Source organism: uncultured Shimia sp. (genome assembly GCF_947498095.1).
Lineage (GTDB): Bacteria > Pseudomonadota > Alphaproteobacteria > Rhodobacterales > Rhodobacteraceae > Shimia.
The window spans coordinates 186,588-206,530 of the sequence record NZ_CANMJE010000009.1 but is presented as its reverse complement, the minus strand read 5'-3'; the positions used below and the strand labels follow the sequence as shown (position 1 = coordinate 206,530).

Here is a 19,943-nt window from a genome sequence, read left to right as displayed (position 1 = left end):
GGAAACCATCATACCAATGGAACCCAGGCCGATCATGCACTAACAATCAACTTGGACCCGTCAGATAGGGCTGCTCAGTCCAGCAACCGTCCGTCACATCATCATACAACGACACCCTGTACTTGTTCAATTCTTGTAAGGTTAGCCATCTTGCGTCGTCAAAAACAAAGGTGCTTTCAGCTTCTGCGCGCGCACCACTCGCCGCCACTGTCACAGCGAAAGCCAGTACGACAACTAAATGATAGAATTTCATTCTCAATTACCCCAATTAGGTCCGGATAACTTGAAGTTAGTTACCGCTTTTTGGGATTGAACCACTGTTCACATTGACGCTACGTCAGAAGGTTAAACCTGAAATCAACTGAAACACAGAGGGCAGGCTTACGCTCATTTTCCAAACGATTGCCAAGTGTCATCGCTTGTCGATGGGGCAACTAAAAGCCGGGGTGGGCCTTGGTCTGATGAGTGAAAAAGGGGCCACCGACGGGACAGAAGGTGACCCCATAACACTCAAGCATCCATCAATTGGGGAATGGATGTAAACACATAGGCAGCTGGTCATGGCGGGACTGTGGCGACGGCGGGGATTTGTAGTGGCGTGAGAGAAGGCTTGCAGATGTCAGCTAGCGGTCCACTACCCCTAGACATAGGCCGATAAACGCTCCAACCCCCGCAAATACGATAAGTGCCTCGTTTTCACGACCCAGTGTTGAAAAGTTTCGAGGCAACCATTCAACGCTCATGCCGATTGCGTTTATCCCATAACCGAGAAAGGCTCCCAGAATTGCGCCAATTGCAATTTTCATCAACATTGAACGCTCCCACTGACTAAACCTAATGGGCATTTTGGCATGATTGAACCAAATCACCAAATTAGGTCAGTCAAATATGGGGATGAGCCTAACGATAGTGCCCCAGTTGGATACTGAATGCGATTGTTTCCAAAGTGGCCGGACGTTCTCAGTATTTGACAGAACTGTTTCCATCTTCACGTAACGTTCGCCATCTGTCCTGCTGAAAACTGTTATCTGCTTGAACTCTCGCAGCCACGGGCGACCTTGTTTCCATCAATTTTTAGCAAAGTTGCCTTATCTCGCTGGCATTTCGGGTGAGCGCCATCGCCCAGCCACCATTATCGAACTAAGGTCGCACCCCAAGCGAAAGGCATCGTGAACGGCGCCGACTCTGGTACTGTGCGCAGAAACGTCCTTGCGACCCGTGCAACGCTGAAAGATACGAGAAATCGTTGCCGGGTCCAAAGGGGTCCGTTTCCCGCCTTTCTGCGACTTTGTAAGGATGGGGTCGTTTAACTTTAGCTCAGCCATCTTTATCCATTCAAATACTGCCCTCGTCCCAGCGGGAGACAAGTAGGCATAAGCTCTTTCTCCAAACTGATCCGTCTTTGAGCGCTCAATGAATAACAGGCTGGAGCCGTCTTCCTGCATGTTGACATCTTTCACCTTGAACGCGACGATTTCAGAAGCACGACACCAACTGTCGGACGCAATCCAAAGGGTTGCTTTGTCCCTGGTTTCTAGACGTGACTGTCCGAGCTTCTCGATTGCATCCAACACTTCACGCTTGCAAAGCGGTGGGACTTGGTTGGTACTTGCGCCGTAAGTGCGCTTAACTCCTTTTAGAGCCAACTCAACCAAACGATGCCTTGTGGGAGAGGCACAGAAGTTCGCGTTGTGATACTCCGAAATAGCCCAGAGCCTGGTTTCTATGGTATTGGGTCGTATTTTCCCGCCTTGGTATTCAACATACTCTGCCACAATTCTTGGGGCGACCGGTGGTTTAGAGTCATGTCCGTGCTCCTGACACCAACTCTTGAAGTTGGCAATTATCTGCCTGTAGTTCCTCCGCGTTGATGCGGCGAAAGCTATCTCTGATCTGCGTTGATATTCTTCAATCAACTCCTGACGAGATTGCGCCGGTGCTTCCAGAAGTTTAACTGCGGTTTGAAATCGTTCTGTTTCCCTTTCGAACTCTTCAGGCATATCGATTTCCTTTGTCTCGATTTGGCCCGCGCCTCCTGCCCCAAGCTTACCCTAATCACATATGCCTGTCCTTCGTAGAAACTCGAACGAGGCCAACTCCAATCGTCTTTAGCGGCTGCGTATTTACGCCAAGTTTTCGAAAGCAAATCTCAAAAAAACCAGAACGCCAAAAGCACAAGCAGCCACCTTGGTTAGACTTCTTTAAAAGCAAATGCCGAAGCAAACTAACGTCAACCCCACTAGGCAAGAGTAAAGTTGCGCCATCATGAAACCTGTCATGCCAGCGGGTATATCATTGTCCCTAAAAAGGACAAATAGGCCTACAGACCCACCCGAGCGGGGTTCTTCTTATTCTCGTCATACTCACGACATGCTCCCTAGTTAAGTTACATCATGGCCGGTGTCCTTTTGGCCTTGTGAAGCATTTCAAATAAGTGCGCCCCGTCTCCCCCAGAGGCGGGGCTTTTCTTGCCTGAAACTCACCAAGTATCCAAGCCGCTCTAATTGGCAACATGCCCCTCGGCAAAGCTCCCCTTCAGTGGGGGCATCTTCATGGGTGAATTAGGACGTGGCCGTGAAGGCGATGGAAGGGAAAGAGCGGGGGAAGCCCGATGTGCCATCAATGTGATGATAGAGAACTTGTAAGTAGGCTGAAATTGTAAAGGAAAAGCGAGGCCGAAGCCCCGCCATTTGTTGTCTGACACATCACGTCGGAACTGATTTTCTAAAACTAGACTCGCAAAAACGCGGCGCACACTTGATCCAGTTGAATATTAGCCGTTTTCTTCCGTTTCCTGTATGTCTTCGTCCGAAGCATTCGTTACGGTGGCGTCAGAGGTAGCTCCCGCTTCTTCTCCGTCAGATAAAGCTTCTTCTATTTCCGCGTCGGTAGGAAATCTGGCTTGCACAGCGCCCAGCACATCTTGGGCTTCGCTGCTCGTCGGATCTAAGGTCTCTTTGTAGCTCGCTAGAACGGCGGCTTGGGCAACCGTCACGCTTTGTTCAACTGCCAGAGCTTCTGCCTGGGCTTCCGCCAAAGCTGCCATCGTGGTTGAGTCTGTAGTGTCAACCAGTGATTCTGCCGCGGTTAACGCAATAGCTTCTTCACTTGTGGGATCGAGGGCAGCTTTGGCATCTTCAGAATAACTACCAATAAGCGCAACAGCCGCCGCTAAGGCTTCCATCTCCGGACTAAGTGCTTCCTGTTGGCTCGCGTTATACTGAGCGACCGCCAATGCCGCAGCAACCCCAACCGTACCATTGTAATTTCCGTTACGGATATGGGCGAGCTTTGCATTCACACTGGAATTAATCATCCCGTTGATTTTCCCAAGTTTACTGGGGTGCATATGGTCTTTTGTTTTGCCAACAGTCTTCGTTCCAGTCTTGGCCGCATTGCCATTGGCTTTGCCAGTGTTACCTTTTTCCTTTCCTTTGATGCCGAAGACGCCCAGTGCGCCTTTCAGCCCACCGCCAAATATGCCGCCACCGGATTTCCCTTTACCGTTTCCTCGATTACCATTAGCGCTCGAACTTTTGCTAAAGCCCTTTCCGCCCGATTTACCGTTATCGGCTCCATTACCACTGCCGTTGCCGTTTCCGCCACCATTACCACCACCGTTCCCGTTCCCACCGCCATTTCCATTTTTGGCGATAGCAAAGTCAGCAGTCATGAGCAGCACTGCAGGAGCCGCTACAAATGTTGATAAAAGCAGGGATGCCATCCCAATTCTCAAGAGCTTTTTCATTTTAATCTTCCTTTCAGGCGCAGCAGAAGATGTGCCAATACTTCGGTCCGATTTAGACATAATTGCCGAATCTGACAGGTTTGTGGCCGCCAGAGAAGTTTTCATCTCGGAAGCGAAAACGAGCGAGCGGCAAACCAAAAGGTAGGAATCTTGTACAAGTACCGGCTGGCCTTTCGGGACCAATACGCGCGCGCGAGGGCAAACGGGGTGAAGGCGGCCACATCTCGTTGCGCCGCACAGAAGTTGCCCGGTTCATACCGGGAAATAACGGGCAGAAAAACAAAGGACGGAACCGGCCCGAGTTTATCAGAATCGGATCTGTTTGTCACAGTACGGCATTAGCGTACTTTGATGCCGTATTGGGAGCGCAGTGTGGAAATGGGCTGGCATCCTAAATGTACTAAAATCAAAAAAACCAACAAAAGCATAAGGATGAAGAATGCAATGACGCCTAAGATAGAAGTGAAGTTGGGCGCGCCGGAAACCCCAAATGTTCTGTAACTGAACAATTGCCTTGAAAGGCGACTATGTTCCAACTGCCTTAAAGGCCCGCCTGCTCGTCATAAAATGGGAAATTGCCACGCCCAAGGCTCATTGGGTGGACGAAAGGGTGGATATGAAGCCGATCAAAATCTCTAATAGCTTGAGGGTATTGTGATTTTTTTAGGAAAATGGTGCTGTGAGGGAGGATTGAACTCCCGACCTCACCCTTACCAAGGGTGCGCTCTACCACTGAGCTACCACAGCATCTGTCGTGGCGCGGGATTTAGACTCAAAGTGCGACCCTTGCAACCCTAATCTGGACCCTTTTTTAAGGCTCATGTAAGGAAAGGTCATGCAAAGCAATTCGCACCCCAACAAACACAAGCCCAAACCAAATGCACGGGAAGAGCGGCTCAAGGCAGCTCTCAAGGCAAATATGGGGCGTCGCAAGGCTCAGGCCCGCGCACGTGCCACCGTGGATGAGGACAACAAGGGCACAGAGCAGGACAAAGGGCAGAGCTGATGGATTCGATTATTGTACGTGGAAATGGCCCGTTGAGCGGGCAAATTCCGATTGCTGGCGCCAAGAATGCCTGCCTGACACTGATGCCGGCCACATTGTTAAGCGAAGAACCGCTTACATTGACCAATGCGCCGCGTCTTTCGGACATCAAGACGATGAGCGAATTGCTGGCGTCTTTGGGCGCCGAAGTCAGCAGTTTGCAGGACGGCAAAGTTCTGGCGATGTCGAGCCATGATCTGAACTCAACCCATGCCGATTACGACATCGTGCGCAAAATGCGCGCGTCTAATCTGGTTCTCGGGCCACTCTTGGCGCGGATGGGACAGGCTGAGGTTTCGTTGCCTGGCGGGTGCGCCATTGGTGACAGACCGATGGACTTGCACATTCACGGTCTTGAAGCGCTGGGCGCCGAGATCGATCAACGAGACGGATACCTTTACGCCACCGCGCCCAAAGGTTTGAAAGGAGCAGAGGTCAATCTGACATTTGCCTCTGTCGGTGCCACGGAAAACATCCTGATGGCAGCCACACTGGCCAAAGGGACCACCATCATCAACAACGCCGCGCGTGAGCCGGAGATTGTCGATCTCGCAACGTGTCTGCGTGCGATGGGGGCCCAGATCGAAGGCGATGGCACCAGCCGCATCGAAGTACAGGGTGTTGACCGGTTGCACGGCGCGACGCACCCGGTTGTGACAGATCGGATTGAGCTGGGCACTTACATGCTTGCCCCTGCGATCTGCGGTGGTGAAGTCGAATGCCTTGGCGGGCGGATCAACCTTGTCAGCGCCTTTTGCGAGAAACTGGATGCCGCTGGAATTCACGTCGAAGAAACCGCCAATGGTATCAAGGTGGCCCGCAAAAACGGCCGGGTTAAAGCGGTTGATGTTGTTACGGAGCCTTTCCCCGGCTTCCCAACGGATTTGCAGGCCCAGATGATGGCCCTGATGTGCACCGCCGAGGGCACCTCGGTTCTGGAAGAGAAGATTTTTGAGAACCGCTTTATGCACGCCCCCGAGTTGCGCCGCATGGGCGCTTCGATCGAAGTTCAGGGGGGCACCGCCACTGTACACGGTGTTGAACGGTTAAAGGGTGCGCCTGTGATGGCCACGGATCTGCGTGCGTCGGTCTCGCTGATCCTTGCGGCGATGGCCGCCGAGGGTGAAACCGTTGTTAACCGCGTCTATCATTTGGATCGCGGCTATGAGCGCGTCGAAGAGAAACTGGGCAATCTAGGGGCCCATATTGAGCGGGTAAAAGTCTGATGGCAGCGGATGCACGTTTCGAAGATGGTGGTGACAAGCCGCTGAACCTTGGCGCATTAGATGCTGAGGATTTGCAGATTGTGTCCTCATTGGCGCAAGACGCCATTTTCCCGGCGTCCGAGATGCAGTGGCGGGCAAGCGAGCGCCGGTTTGCTCTGCTGCTGAACCGTTTTCGCTGGGAAGACGCACTTGCCGCCGAGCGGCGCGGCAGAGCTGCGGAACGTGTTCAGTCTCTCTTGGTCGTTGATCAGGTTTTGTCCGTCGCGTCTCAGGGCGTTGAGCGTGGTGATGCGGATACGATCCTGTCTCTGCTCTCGGTCAGTTTCGAACCCGGTGAAGATGGCGCGGGGCAGGTGATTCTAACGCTTGCAGGCGATGGGGCAATACGCTTGTCAGTCGAAGCGCTGGAGGTGACGTTGAAAGATGTGACTCGCCCCTATCTGGCCCCCTCGGGGCAAGTTCCTCAGCATCAGGATTAAGGTGCGCGGCCTGTCCTGACGCCATGGTCGGTCCAAACCTGTTCGACCGCATCACGTAAGAACCACAAGAAGCCGTGGCTGCGGGGTTGAGACCCGTGTCCAGCAAGGGTATTGAGCGCCTAAAGGAGAGCTTTATGCCCCAGTTTCTTGATGCCAGCGCGCCTGATTTCGAAGATCGCTTTATCGCTCTTTTGGGGGCCAAGCGCGAAGACAGCCCGGATGTCGATGCCGTTGTTGCGGAGATCATCGAAGACGTGCGTACGCGCGGCGATCAGGCCGTTCTTGATCTGACGGCGCGGTTTGATCGGCTGGAATTGACACAGGAAACTTTGGCGTTCTCCGCTCAGGAGATTGCGGATTTCTGTGCCGAGGTCAGTGACGAAGATCGCGCAGCCCTTGAACTGGCGGCAGACCGAATTCGGGACTATCACGCACGCCAGATGCCAACGGATGAAAGCTGGACGGATGAAAGCGGTGCAATGCTGGGCTGGCGCTGGACACCAGTTTCAGCCGCGGGGCTTTACGTACCGGGCGGGCGGGCATCCTATCCGTCCTCGGTTCTGATGAACGCGATTCCAGCCAAGGTTGCCGGGGTTGAGCGTTTGGCGATTGTCGTGCCTACGCCGGATGGCGTGGCCAATCCTCTGGTCCTGCTTGCCGCACAGCTGGCGGGTGTAGATGAGATCTATCGCATTGGCGGCGCACAAGCAGTGGCCGCGCTGGCCTATGGCACCGAAACAATTGCGCCGGTTGATAAGATCACTGGCCCCGGAAATGCCTTCGTCGCTGCTGCCAAGCGGCGGGTGTTTGGCAAGGTCGGCATTGATATGATCGCCGGTCCGTCCGAAATCCTTGTGATTGCTGACAAAGACAACAACCCAGATTGGATTGCTCTGGACCTGCTCAGCCAGGCCGAGCATGACGAGAGCGCACAATCTATTCTGATCACGGATGATGCTGCCTTTGGGCAGGCCGTGAGCGAGGCCGTGGACAAGCGGCTGGAAACGCTTGAGCGCCGTGCCATTGCTGGCGCCAGCTGGCGTGACAACGGCGCGGTCATCGTGGTGTCCAGCCTTCAGCAGGCGGCGGATCTGTCCAATCGTGTGGCGCCCGAGCACTTGGAGCTTTGCGTTGCGGACCCTGACGGGTTGTCCGAGCAGATCACCCACGCCGGGGCCATTTTCCTTGGCCAATACACACCCGAGGCCATCGGGGACTATGTTGGCGGGCCAAACCACGTATTGCCCACGGCCCGGTCCGCGCGGTTCTCGTCTGGCTTAAGTGTCATGGACTTTCTCAAGCGTACAACGCTGTCAAAAATGACGCCCGAAGCCTTGCGCGCGATTGGTCCGGCAGCGGCCACATTGGCAACCAGTGAAAGTCTTGAAGCACATGGCCTGTCCGTCACAGCACGCTTGAAGGCATTGAACGACTGATCCTTGGCGTTGCCCCGCTTGCTTTGATCCGCTAGTCAGGATGGAATTCAGAGTAAGCAAGAGTCCCATGTCCCGTATTAACAAGATCGAAATCGACGATCGTAATCTCCCGCCTCCGACGCCAGAGATCGAACAAGAGCGCAAAGTTGCCATGTTCGACCTGCTGGAAGAGAACAGTTTTGACTTGCCCAAGCGGGATGACCGGTTGGTGCCGGATGGCCCGTTTAGCGTAGACTTGTCGATCCGCGATAAACGCCTGGTATTTGATGTGACGGCTGAAAGTGGTGACAAAGCGGCTGAGTTTCACCTGTCGTTGTCGCCTTTCCGTCAGGTGGTGAAAGACTACTGGGCGATCTGCGAAAGTTATTATGACGCGGTGAAGAACATGCCACCCAGCCAGATCGAGACCATCGACATGGCAAGGCGCGGCATCCATGACGAGGGCGCGCGCATTTTGGCAGAGCGTCTGGAAGGTAAGGCGACAATCGATCACGACACCGCGCGGCGCCTGTTTACCCTCATTTGCGTGCTGCATTTCGGAGCGTGAACCAAGTGAGTCTGGATCTTCCTCAATCGGTTCTGTTCTGCTGCGATCATAACGCAGTGCGCTCGCCGATGGCCGAAGGCATCATGAAGCAGTTCTACGGATCAGACACCTATGTGCAGTCTGCCGGGATAAAGAACGATTTGGAAATTGACGGCTTTGCCATTGCGGTGTGCAAAGAACTGAACGTGGAATTGTCGCGCCACCGCTCGCGCAGTTTCGAAGAGATGGAAAAATGGGGTGACCACCTGTCATCCTTTGATCTGGTCGTGGCTTTGACACCTGCGTCACGCCGTGAAGTGCAGGACCTGACCCGATATTACCACCTTGAGGTCGAGTATTGGCCCATTTCAGACCCGTGCGGCGTGGGCGAGACCCGCGAGACACGGCTCATGGCGTATCGACAAAGTCGCGATGAAATCATCGCCCGGCTAACCGAACGCTGGGGCGATCCGCGCGGCTGATTTTGTTGTCAAAGGCGTCGCAAACGGCGTGGCGGCCTCGGTTTTCCAAGTTACTCTGACCCGCAGAAACTCATGAGGGTGCGATGAGCAGAGACACGATTCAACGGTACTATGACGCTTTTAATGCAGGTGATCTGGCAGGCATGCTGGACTGCTTGTCAGAGGACTTTGTGCATGATGTGAACGAAGGCGACCGGCGTAGCGGCAAAGAGGCATTCGCGGATTTCTGCGGGCATATGAACGCCTGCTACAAGGAAGAGCTGACCGATATAGTGTTGATGGCCAGCGCAGACGGAACTCGCGGTGCGGCGGAATTCACGGTGAACGGAACCTATCTGAAGACCGATGGAAATCTGCCTGAGGCAAAGGGGCAGAGTTACCGCTTGCCCGGCGGTGGGTTCTTTTCTCTGAAGGATGGCAAAATCACCCGGGTCACGACCTATTACAATCTCGCCGAGTGGATGCGGCAGGTGTCATGATCGAATGCCGTGTTTTGACCGGAGAGGGCCTGGAGGCGGCCCTTGACGATGTAGCGCGGTTGCGGATCACGGTGTTTCGGGCTTTTCCTTACCTTTATGACGGCGATCTGGCCTACGAACGGTCCTATTTGCAGAGCTTTCGCAGCAGTGATCGCGCGGTATTGGTTGGGGCTTTTTACGGCGAAGGCCTGATTGGCGCGTCGACTGGCGCGCCTCTTTCAGATCATGCGGATGAGTTTGGTGCAGCTTTTGACGGAACCGAGCTGGACCTCGACACCATCTTTTACTGCGCCGAATCTGTTCTGTTGCCACAGTTTCGTGGGTTGGGCATTGGACATGCGTTTTTTGACCAGCGCGAGAAGCACGCCCGCGCGCATGGGTATGTAAAAAGCGCATTTTGTGGGGTGGTCAGGCCGGCGAACCACCCGTTGCGGCCCAGTGACTATGCGCCGCTTGATCCGTTCTGGCACAAGCGGGGTTATGCGCCCCTACCCGGTGTGCTCGCCAGGTTTCGCTGGAAAGACATAGATCAAGTGGGTGAGACCGCCAAGCCGCTGCAATTCTGGATCAGGGACCTGTGATTTCATGGCCTCTGGTCCTTGGCGAAAAACCGGCTTACATAACGGGCAATGAAGTTTCTATGGAGCAAGCTCAAGATGATGGGCAAGGGCCGCCAGACCCGGGACGGGATCAGGATTTATGAAGACGCGGATTTCGCGGGGATGCACAAGGCCGGTGAGCTGGCCGCGCGTATTCTTGATGAAATCGCCGAACACGTCTTTCCCGGTCAAACAACGGGTGAACTGGACCGGATGATCGAGGAAAAGGTCGATGCGGCGGGCGCAACCTCGGCCACCATTGGCTATCGCGGCTACAAACACGCCAGCTGTATCAGTGTGAACCACGTGGTCTGTCACGGCATTCCCGGCGACAAGAAATTGAAAGATGGCGATATTCTGAACATCGACGTCACGGTGATCGTCGATGGCTGGTTTGGCGACACAAGCCGTATGTATGTGGCCGGTAAACTGAACCGTAAGGCCGAGCGCCTGATTCAGGTGACCCATGATTCTCTTATGAAGGGCATTGAGGCGGTCAAACCCGGCAACACTTTTGGCGATATTGGTCACGCCATCCAGACCTATGTGGAAGGCAACCGCATGTCCGTCGTACGCGACTTCTGTGGCCATGGTCTGGGTCAAGTGTTCCATTCTCCACCCAACGTGCTGCACTATGGTCGTCCGGGCACCGGCGCCGTGCTGGAAGAAGGCATGTTCTTTACCATCGAGCCGATGGTGAACCTTGGCCGCCCCGAAACCAAAGTACTGGCGGATGACTGGACGGCCGTAACTCGTGACAAATCCCTCAGCGCGCAGTTCGAGCATTCGGTCGGTGTCACGGCAGATGGAGTCGAGATCTTTACGCTCTCGCCATCGGGTAAGTTTCACCCGACCTACTAAAGCCCCAGCAAGGTCGCTGCTTCATTCATTGAGTTTATCGGTTCTGCACCAGCTGCGGCCAGTGTGTCGTGCTGGCCGCGCTCGGCAAAGCCCAAACAGCGGATACCAGCATTGCGTGCAGACAGACATCCTGGTGCGCTATCGTCGATCATCACACTCAGATCCAATGGCGCTCCGGTTTCGCGGATCGCGTGTAAGGGCATATCCGCTGCCGGTTTTGGCGTGAACTGCTCACGTGACATGATGCGCCCGGCAAACCGGTCCCATAAGCCAGAGGGGCCAAGCGAAACCCGCATTTTGCGCATAGGCCCGTTAGAGGCCACCCAGATCGCAACGCCCCTGTCTTCCAGCGTGGCAATCAAGTCCAGCACGCCTGGAATGGTTGCCGCCCCCTGCTCGAGCCGGTCGAGGACCTCTGTATAAAGCCCTTCAATCCAATCGTCGGGCAGGTTTGCCCCGAGACGTCTGGCTTTGTCAAAGACGTCCATAACGGTTCCGCCGATGAACAGGTTTTCACAATGCTCTGGCGTTATTGGCAGGCCATGACGGCTAAGATTGGCGGCAAGAACCTCATTGACCGGCCCTTCGGTGTCGACGAGGACACCGTCGCAGTCGAATATGACCAGCTTTGGGATCATGCAAACTCCAGAAGGGTCACATGGGTGTCGCCATATTTGCGGGTGTCGAGCAGAGTGAAGCCTTCGGGTGCGAATTGCGGCGCGCTTTCTTCCCAGACGATCAAGGCCTCGGGTGCGATCCAGCCTTGCTGGCGCGCGCTTTCAAGAGCTTTTTGCCCCAGCGATTTGCCATAGGGTGGGTCCAGGAAGATCAGGGTCGCCGGTTCACCTTCGCAAGGTGGCAGGCGGGTTGCGTCGCGGGAAATGATCTTAGTCGCGTCCTTGCTGCGCGTGAGACGTATGTTCTCGCGGATCAGGCTAGTGGCTTTGCGGCCATCGTCGACAAAGGTGACTTGGGTCGCACCACGCGAGAGGGCTTCGAGCCCCAGCGCGCCGGTGCCAGCAAACAGGTCCAGCACAATGGCGTCGGTGATCGGATCACCGAACTTCCCGCCCATCAGCACGTTGAACAGGCTCTCGCGCACGCGGTCGGTGGTTGGGCGCAAATGTGCGCCCGCGTCACCCTTGCCGACGCTGGCAAGGGCCGTGCCGCGAAATTGCCCGGCGATGATCCTCACAGGCGCATCAGCGCTTTCATGTCGGTGTCCGGGTCGGCGATCATGGCCGGTGCGGGGGATTTGCCGCCTTCGATCAGGCGCTTGCCGATCATGTAGTCGCGCGGTGCGTTCATCGCGTCCACGGCCAAAAGCGTGTCACCCTGATAGTACCAGAACGAGACAGACCCTTCGTCGCCATTGCGGGTCACCACGGTGTCATAGCCAGTGTTGAGGCCTGCAATCTGCAGTTTGACGTCATACTGATCCGACCAGAACCACGGCTTGGCGACATAGTCCTTGCCTGCACCCATGATGTTCTCTGCCACGCATTCGGCCTGGTCGATGGCATTGGGCACGCTTTCCAGACGGATACGTCCGCCTTTGTAAGGGAAAGACGCGCAATCGCCCGCGGCCCAGACATTGGGGACAGAGGTGCGGCCATGAGCATCCGTTTTGATGCCGTTGTCCAATTCGATCCCGGCGGCCTCGGCCAGACTGGTGCCGGGCATGATGCCGACGCCGACAATCACGAAATCCAACTCTAACTTGGTGCCATCGGTCAGTTTTGCACCCGTGACATGGCCCTCGCCAATGAGGTGATCGAGGCCGACGCCTTCAATGATGTTTACGTCGTGCGATTGGTGCAGATCGCGGAAGTAGTCGCTGGTTTCGGGCGCTGCGACCCTTTGCAGGATGCGGTCGGCCATTTCGACCAGTGTCACACTCAGTCCGCGCGAGGCCGCGACAGCCGCCGCCTCAAGGCCGATATACCCTCCGCCAACGATCAGAACGCGTTTGCCTTCGGTGAAGTTGGGCGCCATCGAGTCGACGTCTTTGAGGTCGCGCACGACTGAGACGCCTTCGAGAGTTCCGCCAATGGCGGCCGGGAGGTATCGCGGGGCCGAGCCCGTCGTCAGAACCAACTCGTCATACGACAGAGTTTCGTCACCCGCCGTGACCGTCTTGGCATCGGTATCAATGGCCGTGACTTTTTCGTTCAGGCGCATGGTAATGTTGTTGTCGCCGTAGAAACTCTCGGGTCGCAGAAACAGGCGTTCCAGCTCCATATCGCCAAGCAGGTATTTCTTAGAAAGCGGAGGGCGCTGGTAGGGCGGGACCGGCTCGTCTCCGATCAGCGTAATCTGTCCTTCAAAGCCGCCATTGCGCAGTTTTGCCACGAGGGACGATCCTGCCTGTCCCGCACCGATCACAACTACGTGGGTCATTGAACCCTCCCGATTTTTGTCATTGCCCATTCAACGCTGGACCCTATATCGACGAATCCGGATAGTGCAATCAATGAGATGATTAACATGACAATTAATGTGGGTCAAAAGCTTCCCGACGGCGTTTTTATGTACCTGAGCGACGGGGTTCCTACCCCTATTAACGTGGCTGATCTGACAAAAGGGCGCAAGATTGCGCTCTTCGGGCTGCCGGGGGCCTTCACCTCGACGTGTTCCAGCGCGCACTTGCCCAGCTTCATGCGTAATGTTGCAGCACTAAAGGCAAAAGGCGTGGACGAGATTGTCTGTATGTCGGTGAATGACCCGTGGGTCATGGATGCCTGGGACAAATCCACTGGCGCAGGCGAGGCGGGCATCACGATGTTGACCGACCCTGATGGAACGTTGAGTACCGCAATGGGGTTGGAGTTTTCGGCGGCACCAGTTGGATTTGTAAACCGCACCCGCCGGTTTGCAGCGGTGGTGGAAGACGGCGTTGTGACCTGGCTTCAGGAAGAAATCGAACGAGGCGTTTGTGAGTTATCGGCGGGCGAAACACTGCTGGGCGCGCTGTAATTTGCCGTGTCAACGTGGAAGCAATGGGACCGGAGTTAGCCACTTCGGTCCTTTTTTCTTTGCAATCTAGAGCGTGTCGAGTTTGCGCGCGAGTTTCGCGTCCAGGGCGCTCAGCCCATCGACATCATGGGTGGTTAGAACTACGTCGACCCGATTGTAGACGTTAGACCATTCCGGATGATGGTTCCATTTCTCGGCCCAAATGGCCGCGCGGGTCATCCAGCCAAAGGCGTCAATAAAACTGGGAAAGCGGAACGTCTTTTGAATCGCGTCGCGTCCTTCGACCATTTCCCAACCATTTTCGAACAAGGGGCCAAGAACCGCGTCCCGCGCCGCTGCGCTGAGTTTTTCGCTCATTCGTGATCCTCTCTGTTATCCTTGCGAAACGGTCCGTATGACGTCAGCACTTCGATCTCTTCGGCCACGGCATCGCGTTCGGCATTCAAGTATTGTTCAACCGCATTGGCAAAGCCCGGATCGGCGATCCAGTGCAGTGAATGTGTCGTCACAGGCAGATAGCCGCGCGCCAGTTTGTGCTCCCCCTGTGCGCCAGCTTCGACACGCCTGAGGTCATTGGCTATCGCCCAATCCATGGCCTGATAGTAGCACAGTTCAAAATGCAATGAGTGATGATCCTCGGTGCATCCCCAATATCGGCCATAAAGCGCCTCGCGCCCGATGAAGTTCATCGCCCCGGCCACGGGAACCCCATCCCTCATGGCAAAGATCAAAAGGATGTCATCGCGCAACGTTTCGTGGGCACGGTCAAAGAATGCGCGTTCCAGATACGGCGTGCCCCATTTCCGCGCGCCTGTGTCCTGATAAAACCGCCACATGTAATCCCAATGCACGGGCTGGATGTCGTCACCTGTCAAAAGCACGATGTCGCCACCAAATGCTTGTGCCTTGGCGCGTTCCTTTCGGATATTCTTGCGTTTGCGCGACGACAGCGTGGCAAGGAATGTATCGAAGTTGGGGTAATCCTCGTTCAGCCAATGAAATTGCTGCCCAGTGCGGTGCATCAACCCCATTTGTTGCCCGGCTACGGCCTCATCCTCGGCACAGAATGTCAGGTGCAGGGACGACAATTGATTGTCGGATGCCACTTGCACGGCCCCTTGGACCAGTGCGCTGATTCCTGTCACCTCATGGCCGGGACGTGTCAGAAAGCGGCGGCCTGAGACCGGGGTAAAGGGAACAGCCGCCTGTAACTTGGGGTAATAGCGACCGCCGGCCTGTTCGTAGGCATGCGCCCAACTGTAATCAAAGACGTATTCGCCCTGAGAGTGCCCCTTGGCATAAAGCGGCATGACCGCAATTGTCTCGCCAGAGACCCGGGCGCTCAGGTATTGCGGTTGCCAACCGGTGCCGGGGCCAACAGACCCGCTGTCTTCAATCGCCTTGAGAAACCGATAGGTGGTAAAGGGATCGTTGGGGCGATCCCCTGCAGCAGCCTCGGGGCAGGCGCAGGCGTCCCACGTGGCCTCGCCTATCGAGGACAGGCTTTGGTGCAATTCAATCTCGATGCTGGCGCCGTCCATCGTGTTCTCCCATTCGCCCTGTCATATTTGGTGCGTATGAGGTGGGGATCAAGCCGGTATCTCGGCGGTGTACCCTTCAAACGTTATGTTGTCGGCAACCATGCGGGCTTCGGCTTCTTGTTGCTTCGACTTCACCGTCCAACAAAAAACCGGTGCACCACCTGCTTTGATCTCGGCCACGCGCGGGCGTGACAGGTCAGCGACACCGTGGCTGATAAAGCAGGCTCCGACCCGGTCAAAATCGGGAATTTCGCGCAACTCGTCCCGCCGCTCGGAGCGTAACAGCGACCAGTTTTGCTCAAGGTAGCCATCCGTCACGAGACCTCGCGGCACGTTTGGCGCCAACTCTTTCAATCGTGCAACGGAGTGCGGGTTGAAGGACATCAGCGCCACCGGCCCCTCATATCCCGTAACCGCGGCAGCCGCAGCGGCTTCAAGTGGCCCCAGGTTGTCGCCCATTGCGCCATCTTGATCCTTTAGCTCGACCAATAGCGGAACCTGACCGTCCACCAGAGCCAGAACTTCGGACAGAGTCGGGATGCCTTCATCGCCGCCTGACAAGGGGATTGCGGCCAGATCACTTGCGCTGCGTTGCCGAACCGGACCGCTTTCCGGGGTTAAGCGATCCAGAATATAGTCATGGAACACCATCGCCTGTCCGTCCGAGGACAATTGCAGGTCGATCTCAATACCGTAACCTGCGGCAATGGCCGCGCTGATGGCCGCGCGACTGTTTTCGGGTCTTCCATCGGTCACATCGTGAAAACCACGATGCGCCAATGGTATCGACAAAAAGCTTGGGTGCAGCATTCTGAAGTTATCGGATTTGGAAGATGCCTTCGATCTCAACAGCTACGCCAAGAGGCAGCGAAGCGGCAGAGACGGCTGAGCGTGCGTGGCGCCCGGCATCGCCCAAAGCCTCGACCAGGAAATCCGATGCGCCGTTGATGACCTTGGGCTGATCGGTGAAATCACCGGTCGAGTTTACAAAGCCCGTGAGTTTGATCACGCGGACCATCCGGTCCAGATCACCGCCACACGCGGCTTTTACTTGGCTCAAAAGGTTGATTGCGCAGGTCTTGGCCGCCTTGGCACCGGCTTCGACGTCCATGTTTTCACCAAGCTTGCCAGTAATCAGGCCGTTAGCGTCCATCGAGATTTGTCCGGACACATGCAGCAGCTCACCGACCTGAACAAAAGGCACATAATTCGCGGCAGGGGCTGGAGCGTCGCTCAGGGTAACGCCCAAGTCGGCCAGTTTGGATTCGATTGCACTCATAGTTGTTACTCCAAGTCATTCTGTTCGCAGGGACGCTAGAGATGGCGGCGCCATAAGAAAAGCCAAAAGTCTCGCAGGTTTCAGCCTTCGCGGAAGGCCTTGGCAAAATAGTCGGTAAAGGGTTTCACCAAGTATGCCAGAGGACTGCGGTCATTGGTTCGCAGATAGGTTTCTACGGGCATTCCGGGAATCAGGATCACACCCTCAGGGAGTTTTTCGATTTCCCCTTCGTTCATGGTGATTTCTGCCCGATAATATGCGGCACTGGTGGCTGATCCTGAAAGGCATCGGCGGAAACGGTGGTCACCTGGCCAAACAGTTCGGGTGTATTGCGCTGATCAAGCGAGGAAAACCGCAGCGACACAGTTTGCCCGCTATAGACCTGATCGACATGAATGACCGGAACCTGCGCCGCAATGACCAGTGGCCGATCTTGGAGTACAATAAACAGAACAGGGTCCGCGGCGCGAAGGACGGACCGCTCTGCAAACACCTGTAGGCCGTAAACGATCCCCGAGACTGGGGATACGATGTCGAGCCGCGATAGGCGCTCGGCCATGGCGCGTCGCTGCTCGGTCAGTTCCAGTTCATTGTATTGAAGATCCCGAAGGCGGGTGATTGCATCTTCCCGCCGACGTGTCTCGAGCTTGATAACCTCGATCTCCATCTCGGTGATGCGTCCTTCGAACTGGGCCTTGCCTGCAGCCAATTTCCCGGCGCGGCCCTGCAATTGTGCCTATTGGCGGCGCAGGGCCAGAACCCGGCTGGCCTGTGCGAGACCCTTGTCCAAGAGTTCCTGTTGATCGCGCAGCTCGTCGGCAAACAGATCCAATTGGATCTTGAGCGATCTTTGCTGGGCTTCGATCCCGCGGATCTGATCCTCGATCTGGATGCGTCGCTTGTGAAGCTGTTCGATTTTGCGTTGCAGAGATTCTGCGCGGGTGCTGAACAGGCGTTCCTGACCGGCCATGATGTCGGCGATGTCCTGATTGGTTTTCGCATCTCCATCAGCTCGGCGTCAAAGGTAATTGTTTCTGCCTCGTCGCTTTCGGCTTCAAGGCGCACACGTCTGGCCAGAATTTCGAAAAGCTGCCCTTCGACAATCGTCAGGTTCGAGGCCAGCAGGGTAGAATCAAGTCGCAAGAGGACTTGCCCGGCTTCAACGCGGTCACCCTCGTCGACCAGAATGGACGCGACAACGCCGCCGTCCGGGTGCTGCACAACCTGCCGATTGCTATCAACCTCAATCCGACCGCTGGCGATAATGGCGCCAGAGATATTGGTGACGGTTGCCCAGGTTCCAAACCCGCCAACAAGCAAGAGCAAAGCCAGAATTCCGATCAACATGGGCGTGCGAGCCGACCAGTTTGGCGTTGTAGGCAATGTCATTTCACGCCTCCGGGGCCTTGGGCCTTTTGAATATCCTCGTGGGTTTTGACCATTTCCCGCAGGACGTCGTCGCGCGGTCCGAATTTGCGAACGGCACCGCCATCAAGCACCAAGAGTATTTCGCATTCCTGAATTGCTGCTGGACGATGTGCCATGATCAATACTGATTTCCCTTCGGCCTTCATTGCCCGAATGGCGGCATTCAGCGCGTTGGATCCCTCATTGTCGAGGTTCGAGTTCGGCTCGTCCAGCACGAGAATGATCGGGTCCGAATACATCGCGCGCGCAAGGCCGATCCGCTGAATCTGTCCCCCCGACAATCGCCCGCCGTTTGCACTGACTCGGGTATCGTAGCCGTCTGGCAGTTTGACAATCATATCGTGGGCAGCGGCTTTTTTGGCAGCTTCAACAACCATGTCCGAATCCGGTTCCAGCGACAAACGGGCGATATTCTCCGAAATTGTTCCGTCAAACAGTTGCACGCGCTGTGGCAGATAGCCGATGTATGTTCCCAGAATATCGGGGTCATATTGATCCAGAGTTGCGCCATCCAGCCTGATTTTCCCACCTGCCGGGCGCCAAACTCCGGTGATCGCGCGCGCAAGCGTGGATTTGCCTGACCCGGATGAGCCGATAATGCCCACGGCCTGACCCGGTCCAACTTGAAAGGTCACGTTTCGCAACGTCGCCTGCGCATCTCCGGGGGCAATGACGGAAAGCTGTTCGGTTTTGAGGGGCGCTTTTGGGGACGGGCAATTGCGTGCGTGGAGCCTCGGGCGGTACGTCATCCAGCAACGTTGCCAGACTTTTCCAGCCGTGACTTGCCCGTTGCACAAGTGCCCATTGACCAATTGCCGGTTCGATCGGAGCCAAGGCGCGTCCCATCAGGATAGCCCCCGCAATCATCGCTTCGGGCGTCAGCTCGTTCTGAAGAACCAGATAGGCGCCAAGACCCAGCATCGCGGATTGCAAAAATAGCCGGAAGGTCTTGGTCGCGACCGTAAAACCGCCGCTCAGGTCGCTGGCCTGTACAGTGCTGGTCATTGCTGACATGCGCGATGTCTGCCAGCGGTCAAAGGCTGCACTGCGCATTCCCATCGCCTGAACTATTTCTGACTCGGTGCGAATTTGCTCTCCAAGGAGATCGGATTTGTGAGATCGGACCGCGGCCTCCTGAAGCGGACGTTTGCTGAACACCCGGTTCAGCAAGGTCGCAGCCACGAGGATTGCCCCACCTGCGATAGCCAAAAGGCCGAGGGCAGGGTGGAAAATGGATATCCCAAACAAGAACAATGGCGTCCAGGGCAGGTCAAAGGCGGCCATCAGAACCGGCGAGGACATCAATTTTTGGACGACGCCCAAGTCTTTTAGGCCAGTCATAGCGGCCTTAGTGGGCTTGGTTGATGAGCTTTTAACCACAGCAACAAACACGCGGCGTTCAAGGGCGTCCTGAAACCGGGCCGCGCCGCGCGACATGATGCGACCTCGAGCAAAATCCAAAAGCCCCATGATCCCATAAAGAAAGATGATGAGGACTGATAACGCCAGAAGTGTTTCAAGAGAACGGCTGCCCAGAACTCGGTCATATACCTGAAGCATATAAAGAGGCCCGGTCAGCATCAGCATATTGGCAAAAAAACTGAACACACCAACGGCCCAATACAGCTTTCTGCTTTGCTAGCGCGCAGCAATCAATTCTGAAATGCCATCATGTGGAGCTGTAGGAGCCATCGTTGTGTTATCCGGAAAATGTTCTTAAAACGTGGGGCTAGCCCTGAGTATGGCGGTTTGTCTCACATCTGCCACAGGCGTTGCGGATATGATTGCAAAGACTTGGGGCTCATCTGAAAATTGGTCTACACGCTTTGATACGCAGA

Annotated in this window: 21 protein-coding genes, 1 tRNA gene and 2 pseudogenes; 10 read left to right on the top strand and 14 right to left on the bottom strand. The window is 55.7% G+C overall.

Features of this window, described 5'->3' with window-relative positions; genetic code table 11:
• Positions 1 to 46: 46 nt before the first annotated feature.
• The 5 genes from Q0932_RS15955 to Q0932_RS15935 all read right to left on the bottom strand — a co-directional run bounded on the left by Q0932_RS15955 (position 47) and on the right by Q0932_RS15935 (position 4,495).
• The gene (locus Q0932_RS15955; RefSeq protein ID WP_299355322.1) at positions 47 to 253 is read right to left on the bottom strand and encodes a hypothetical protein; all 207 of its coding nucleotides are present in this window, start codon (positions 251 to 253) and stop codon (positions 47 to 49) included.
• Positions 254 to 623: 370 nt separating this feature from the next.
• Positions 624 to 812, bottom strand: a complete 189-nt coding sequence (locus Q0932_RS15950; RefSeq protein ID WP_299355319.1) for a hypothetical protein — start codon at positions 810 to 812, stop codon at positions 624 to 626.
• A gap of 276 nt (positions 813 to 1,088) precedes the next feature.
• Positions 1,089 to 2,000: a tyrosine-type recombinase/integrase gene (locus Q0932_RS15945; RefSeq protein WP_299355316.1), complete on the bottom strand. Its 912-nt coding sequence runs from the start codon at positions 1,998 to 2,000 to the stop codon at positions 1,089 to 1,091.
• Positions 2,001 to 2,773: 773 nt separating this feature from the next.
• Complete coding sequence (locus tag Q0932_RS15940) at positions 2,774 to 3,748, bottom strand: hypothetical protein (RefSeq protein WP_299355313.1); 975 nt, start codon at positions 3,746 to 3,748, stop codon at positions 2,774 to 2,776.
• Between the two features lie 672 nt (positions 3,749 to 4,420).
• Positions 4,421 to 4,495 (bottom strand) — tRNA-Thr (locus Q0932_RS15935).
• A gap of 88 nt (positions 4,496 to 4,583) precedes the next feature.
• Between Q0932_RS15935 and Q0932_RS15930 the strand changes: the two genes are divergently transcribed.
• The 9 genes from Q0932_RS15930 to map all read left to right on the top strand — a co-directional run bounded on the left by Q0932_RS15930 (position 4,584) and on the right by map (position 10,881).
• Positions 4,584 to 4,754, top strand: a complete 171-nt coding sequence (locus Q0932_RS15930; protein ID WP_299355311.1) for a hypothetical protein — start codon at positions 4,584 to 4,586, stop codon at positions 4,752 to 4,754.
• Complete coding sequence (gene murA, locus Q0932_RS15925) at positions 4,754 to 6,019, top strand: UDP-N-acetylglucosamine 1-carboxyvinyltransferase (RefSeq protein WP_299355308.1); 1,266 nt, start codon at positions 4,754 to 4,756, stop codon at positions 6,017 to 6,019. The genes Q0932_RS15930 and murA overlap by 1 nt, the downstream gene beginning before the upstream one ends.
• Complete coding sequence (locus Q0932_RS15920; RefSeq protein WP_299355305.1) at positions 6,019 to 6,498, top strand: DUF2948 family protein; 480 nt, start codon at positions 6,019 to 6,021, stop codon at positions 6,496 to 6,498. The genes murA and Q0932_RS15920 overlap by 1 nt, the downstream gene beginning before the upstream one ends.
• Positions 6,499 to 6,632: 134 nt before the next feature.
• The gene (hisD, locus tag Q0932_RS15915) at positions 6,633 to 7,934 is read left to right on the top strand and encodes a histidinol dehydrogenase (protein ID WP_299355302.1); all 1,302 of its coding nucleotides are present in this window, start codon (positions 6,633 to 6,635) and stop codon (positions 7,932 to 7,934) included.
• A 67-nt stretch (positions 7,935 to 8,001) separates the two neighbouring features.
• Complete coding sequence (locus Q0932_RS15910; RefSeq protein WP_299355299.1) at positions 8,002 to 8,481, top strand: UPF0262 family protein; 480 nt, start codon at positions 8,002 to 8,004, stop codon at positions 8,479 to 8,481.
• A 5-nt stretch (positions 8,482 to 8,486) separates the two neighbouring features.
• Positions 8,487 to 8,942, top strand: coding sequence for a low molecular weight phosphatase family protein (locus Q0932_RS15905; protein ID WP_299355296.1), 456 nt, complete (start codon positions 8,487 to 8,489; stop codon positions 8,940 to 8,942).
• 83 nt (positions 8,943 to 9,025) lie between these two features.
• Positions 9,026 to 9,421, top strand: a complete 396-nt coding sequence (locus Q0932_RS15900; RefSeq protein WP_299355293.1) for a ketosteroid isomerase-related protein — start codon at positions 9,026 to 9,028, stop codon at positions 9,419 to 9,421.
• Complete coding sequence (locus tag Q0932_RS15895) at positions 9,418 to 10,002, top strand: GNAT family N-acetyltransferase (protein ID WP_299355290.1); 585 nt, start codon at positions 9,418 to 9,420, stop codon at positions 10,000 to 10,002. The genes Q0932_RS15900 and Q0932_RS15895 overlap by 4 nt, the downstream gene beginning before the upstream one ends.
• A 75-nt stretch (positions 10,003 to 10,077) precedes the next feature.
• Positions 10,078 to 10,881 carry a type I methionyl aminopeptidase gene (gene map / locus Q0932_RS15890; protein WP_299355335.1) on the top strand — a complete coding sequence of 268 codons (804 nt, stop codon included), beginning with the start codon at positions 10,078 to 10,080 and terminating at the stop codon, positions 10,879 to 10,881.
• Here the strand turns inward: map and Q0932_RS15885 are convergent.
• Genes Q0932_RS15885 through Q0932_RS15875 form a run of 3 tightly spaced genes read right to left on the bottom strand, consistent with a single transcriptional unit; the run spans position 10,878 to position 13,281 of the window.
• Positions 10,878 to 11,519, bottom strand: coding sequence for an HAD family phosphatase (locus Q0932_RS15885; protein WP_299355287.1), 642 nt, complete (start codon positions 11,517 to 11,519; stop codon positions 10,878 to 10,880). The genes map and Q0932_RS15885 overlap by 4 nt on opposite strands.
• Entirely contained in the window at positions 11,516 to 12,076 is a 561-nt protein-coding gene (rsmD, locus tag Q0932_RS15880; protein WP_299355284.1) for a 16S rRNA (guanine(966)-N(2))-methyltransferase RsmD, read from the bottom strand. Before rsmD ends, Q0932_RS15885 begins: the two co-directional genes overlap by 4 nt.
• The gene (locus Q0932_RS15875) at positions 12,073 to 13,281 is read right to left on the bottom strand and encodes an FAD-dependent oxidoreductase (RefSeq protein WP_299355281.1); all 1,209 of its coding nucleotides are present in this window, start codon (positions 13,279 to 13,281) and stop codon (positions 12,073 to 12,075) included. Before Q0932_RS15875 ends, rsmD begins: the two co-directional genes overlap by 4 nt.
• An 87-nt stretch (positions 13,282 to 13,368) precedes the next feature.
• On the opposite strand from Q0932_RS15875, the gene Q0932_RS15870 reads away from it, so the two are divergent.
• Complete coding sequence (locus Q0932_RS15870) at positions 13,369 to 13,857, top strand: peroxiredoxin (RefSeq protein WP_299355278.1); 489 nt, start codon at positions 13,369 to 13,371, stop codon at positions 13,855 to 13,857.
• Positions 13,858 to 13,923: 66 nt separating this feature from the next.
• Here Q0932_RS15870 and Q0932_RS15865 read toward each other — a convergent pair whose 3' ends face one another.
• The 6 genes and pseudogenes from Q0932_RS15865 to Q0932_RS15840 form a co-directional block, all read right to left on the bottom strand.
• A complete protein-coding gene (locus Q0932_RS15865; RefSeq protein ID WP_299355275.1) occupies positions 13,924 to 14,214 on the bottom strand; it encodes a 4a-hydroxytetrahydrobiopterin dehydratase in 291 nt (96 codons plus the stop codon).
• A complete protein-coding gene (locus Q0932_RS15860; protein ID WP_299355272.1) occupies positions 14,211 to 15,398 on the bottom strand; it encodes a GNAT family N-acetyltransferase in 1,188 nt (395 codons plus the stop codon). Before Q0932_RS15860 ends, Q0932_RS15865 begins: the two co-directional genes overlap by 4 nt.
• 48 nt (positions 15,399 to 15,446) lie before the next feature.
• The gene (locus Q0932_RS15855) at positions 15,447 to 16,208 is read right to left on the bottom strand and encodes a glycerophosphodiester phosphodiesterase family protein (RefSeq protein ID WP_299355269.1); all 762 of its coding nucleotides are present in this window, start codon (positions 16,206 to 16,208) and stop codon (positions 15,447 to 15,449) included.
• 7 nt (positions 16,209 to 16,215) lie between these two features.
• Positions 16,216 to 16,677, bottom strand: coding sequence for a RidA family protein (locus tag Q0932_RS15850; protein ID WP_299355266.1), 462 nt, complete (start codon positions 16,675 to 16,677; stop codon positions 16,216 to 16,218).
• A gap of 80 nt (positions 16,678 to 16,757) precedes the next feature.
• A pseudogene (locus Q0932_RS15845) lies at positions 16,758 to 18,066 on the bottom strand (HlyD family type I secretion periplasmic adaptor subunit).
• Positions 18,063 to 19,692: pseudogene (locus Q0932_RS15840) on the bottom strand (type I secretion system permease/ATPase). Before Q0932_RS15840 ends, Q0932_RS15845 begins: the two co-directional pseudogenes overlap by 4 nt.
• Between the last annotated feature and the right edge of the window lie 251 nt (positions 19,693 to 19,943).

What these genes read in the sequence shown, in the direction of transcription:
- murA (WP_299355308.1), top strand. Translation starts at nt 4,754, where the DNA reads ATGGATTCGATTATTGTACGTGGAAATGGCCCGTTGAGCGGGCAAATT.
- Q0932_RS15860 (WP_299355272.1), bottom strand. Translation starts at nt 15,398, where the DNA reads ATGGACGGCGCCAGCATCGAGATTGAATTGCACCAAAGCCTGTCCTCG.
- Q0932_RS15945 (WP_299355316.1), bottom strand. Translation starts at nt 2,000, where the DNA reads ATGCCTGAAGAGTTCGAAAGGGAAACAGAACGATTTCAAACCGCAGTT.
- Q0932_RS15910 (WP_299355299.1), top strand. Translation starts at nt 8,002, where the DNA reads ATGTCCCGTATTAACAAGATCGAAATCGACGATCGTAATCTCCCGCCT.
- Q0932_RS15865 (WP_299355275.1), bottom strand. Translation starts at nt 14,214, where the DNA reads ATGAGCGAAAAACTCAGCGCAGCGGCGCGGGACGCGGTTCTTGGCCCC.
- Q0932_RS15955 (WP_299355322.1), bottom strand. Translation starts at nt 253, where the DNA reads ATGAAATTCTATCATTTAGTTGTCGTACTGGCTTTCGCTGTGACAGTG.
- Q0932_RS15940 (WP_299355313.1), bottom strand. Translation starts at nt 3,748, where the DNA reads ATGAAAAAGCTCTTGAGAATTGGGATGGCATCCCTGCTTTTATCAACA.
- Q0932_RS15920 (WP_299355305.1), top strand. Translation starts at nt 6,019, where the DNA reads ATGGCAGCGGATGCACGTTTCGAAGATGGTGGTGACAAGCCGCTGAAC.
- Q0932_RS15930 (WP_299355311.1), top strand. Translation starts at nt 4,584, where the DNA reads ATGCAAAGCAATTCGCACCCCAACAAACACAAGCCCAAACCAAATGCA.
- Q0932_RS15870 (WP_299355278.1), top strand. Translation starts at nt 13,369, where the DNA reads ATGACAATTAATGTGGGTCAAAAGCTTCCCGACGGCGTTTTTATGTAC.
- hisD (WP_299355302.1), top strand. Translation starts at nt 6,633, where the DNA reads ATGCCCCAGTTTCTTGATGCCAGCGCGCCTGATTTCGAAGATCGCTTT.
- Q0932_RS15885 (WP_299355287.1), bottom strand. Translation starts at nt 11,519, where the DNA reads ATGATCCCAAAGCTGGTCATATTCGACTGCGACGGTGTCCTCGTCGAC.
- Q0932_RS15900 (WP_299355293.1), top strand. Translation starts at nt 9,026, where the DNA reads ATGAGCAGAGACACGATTCAACGGTACTATGACGCTTTTAATGCAGGT.
- Q0932_RS15950 (WP_299355319.1), bottom strand. Translation starts at nt 812, where the DNA reads ATGTTGATGAAAATTGCAATTGGCGCAATTCTGGGAGCCTTTCTCGGT.
- Q0932_RS15895 (WP_299355290.1), top strand. Translation starts at nt 9,418, where the DNA reads ATGATCGAATGCCGTGTTTTGACCGGAGAGGGCCTGGAGGCGGCCCTT.
- Q0932_RS15875 (WP_299355281.1), bottom strand. Translation starts at nt 13,281, where the DNA reads ATGACCCACGTAGTTGTGATCGGTGCGGGACAGGCAGGATCGTCCCTC.
- Q0932_RS15850 (WP_299355266.1), bottom strand. Translation starts at nt 16,677, where the DNA reads ATGAGTGCAATCGAATCCAAACTGGCCGACTTGGGCGTTACCCTGAGC.
- Q0932_RS15855 (WP_299355269.1), bottom strand. Translation starts at nt 16,208, where the DNA reads ATGCTGCACCCAAGCTTTTTGTCGATACCATTGGCGCATCGTGGTTTT.
- map (WP_299355335.1), top strand. Translation starts at nt 10,078, where the DNA reads ATGATGGGCAAGGGCCGCCAGACCCGGGACGGGATCAGGATTTATGAA.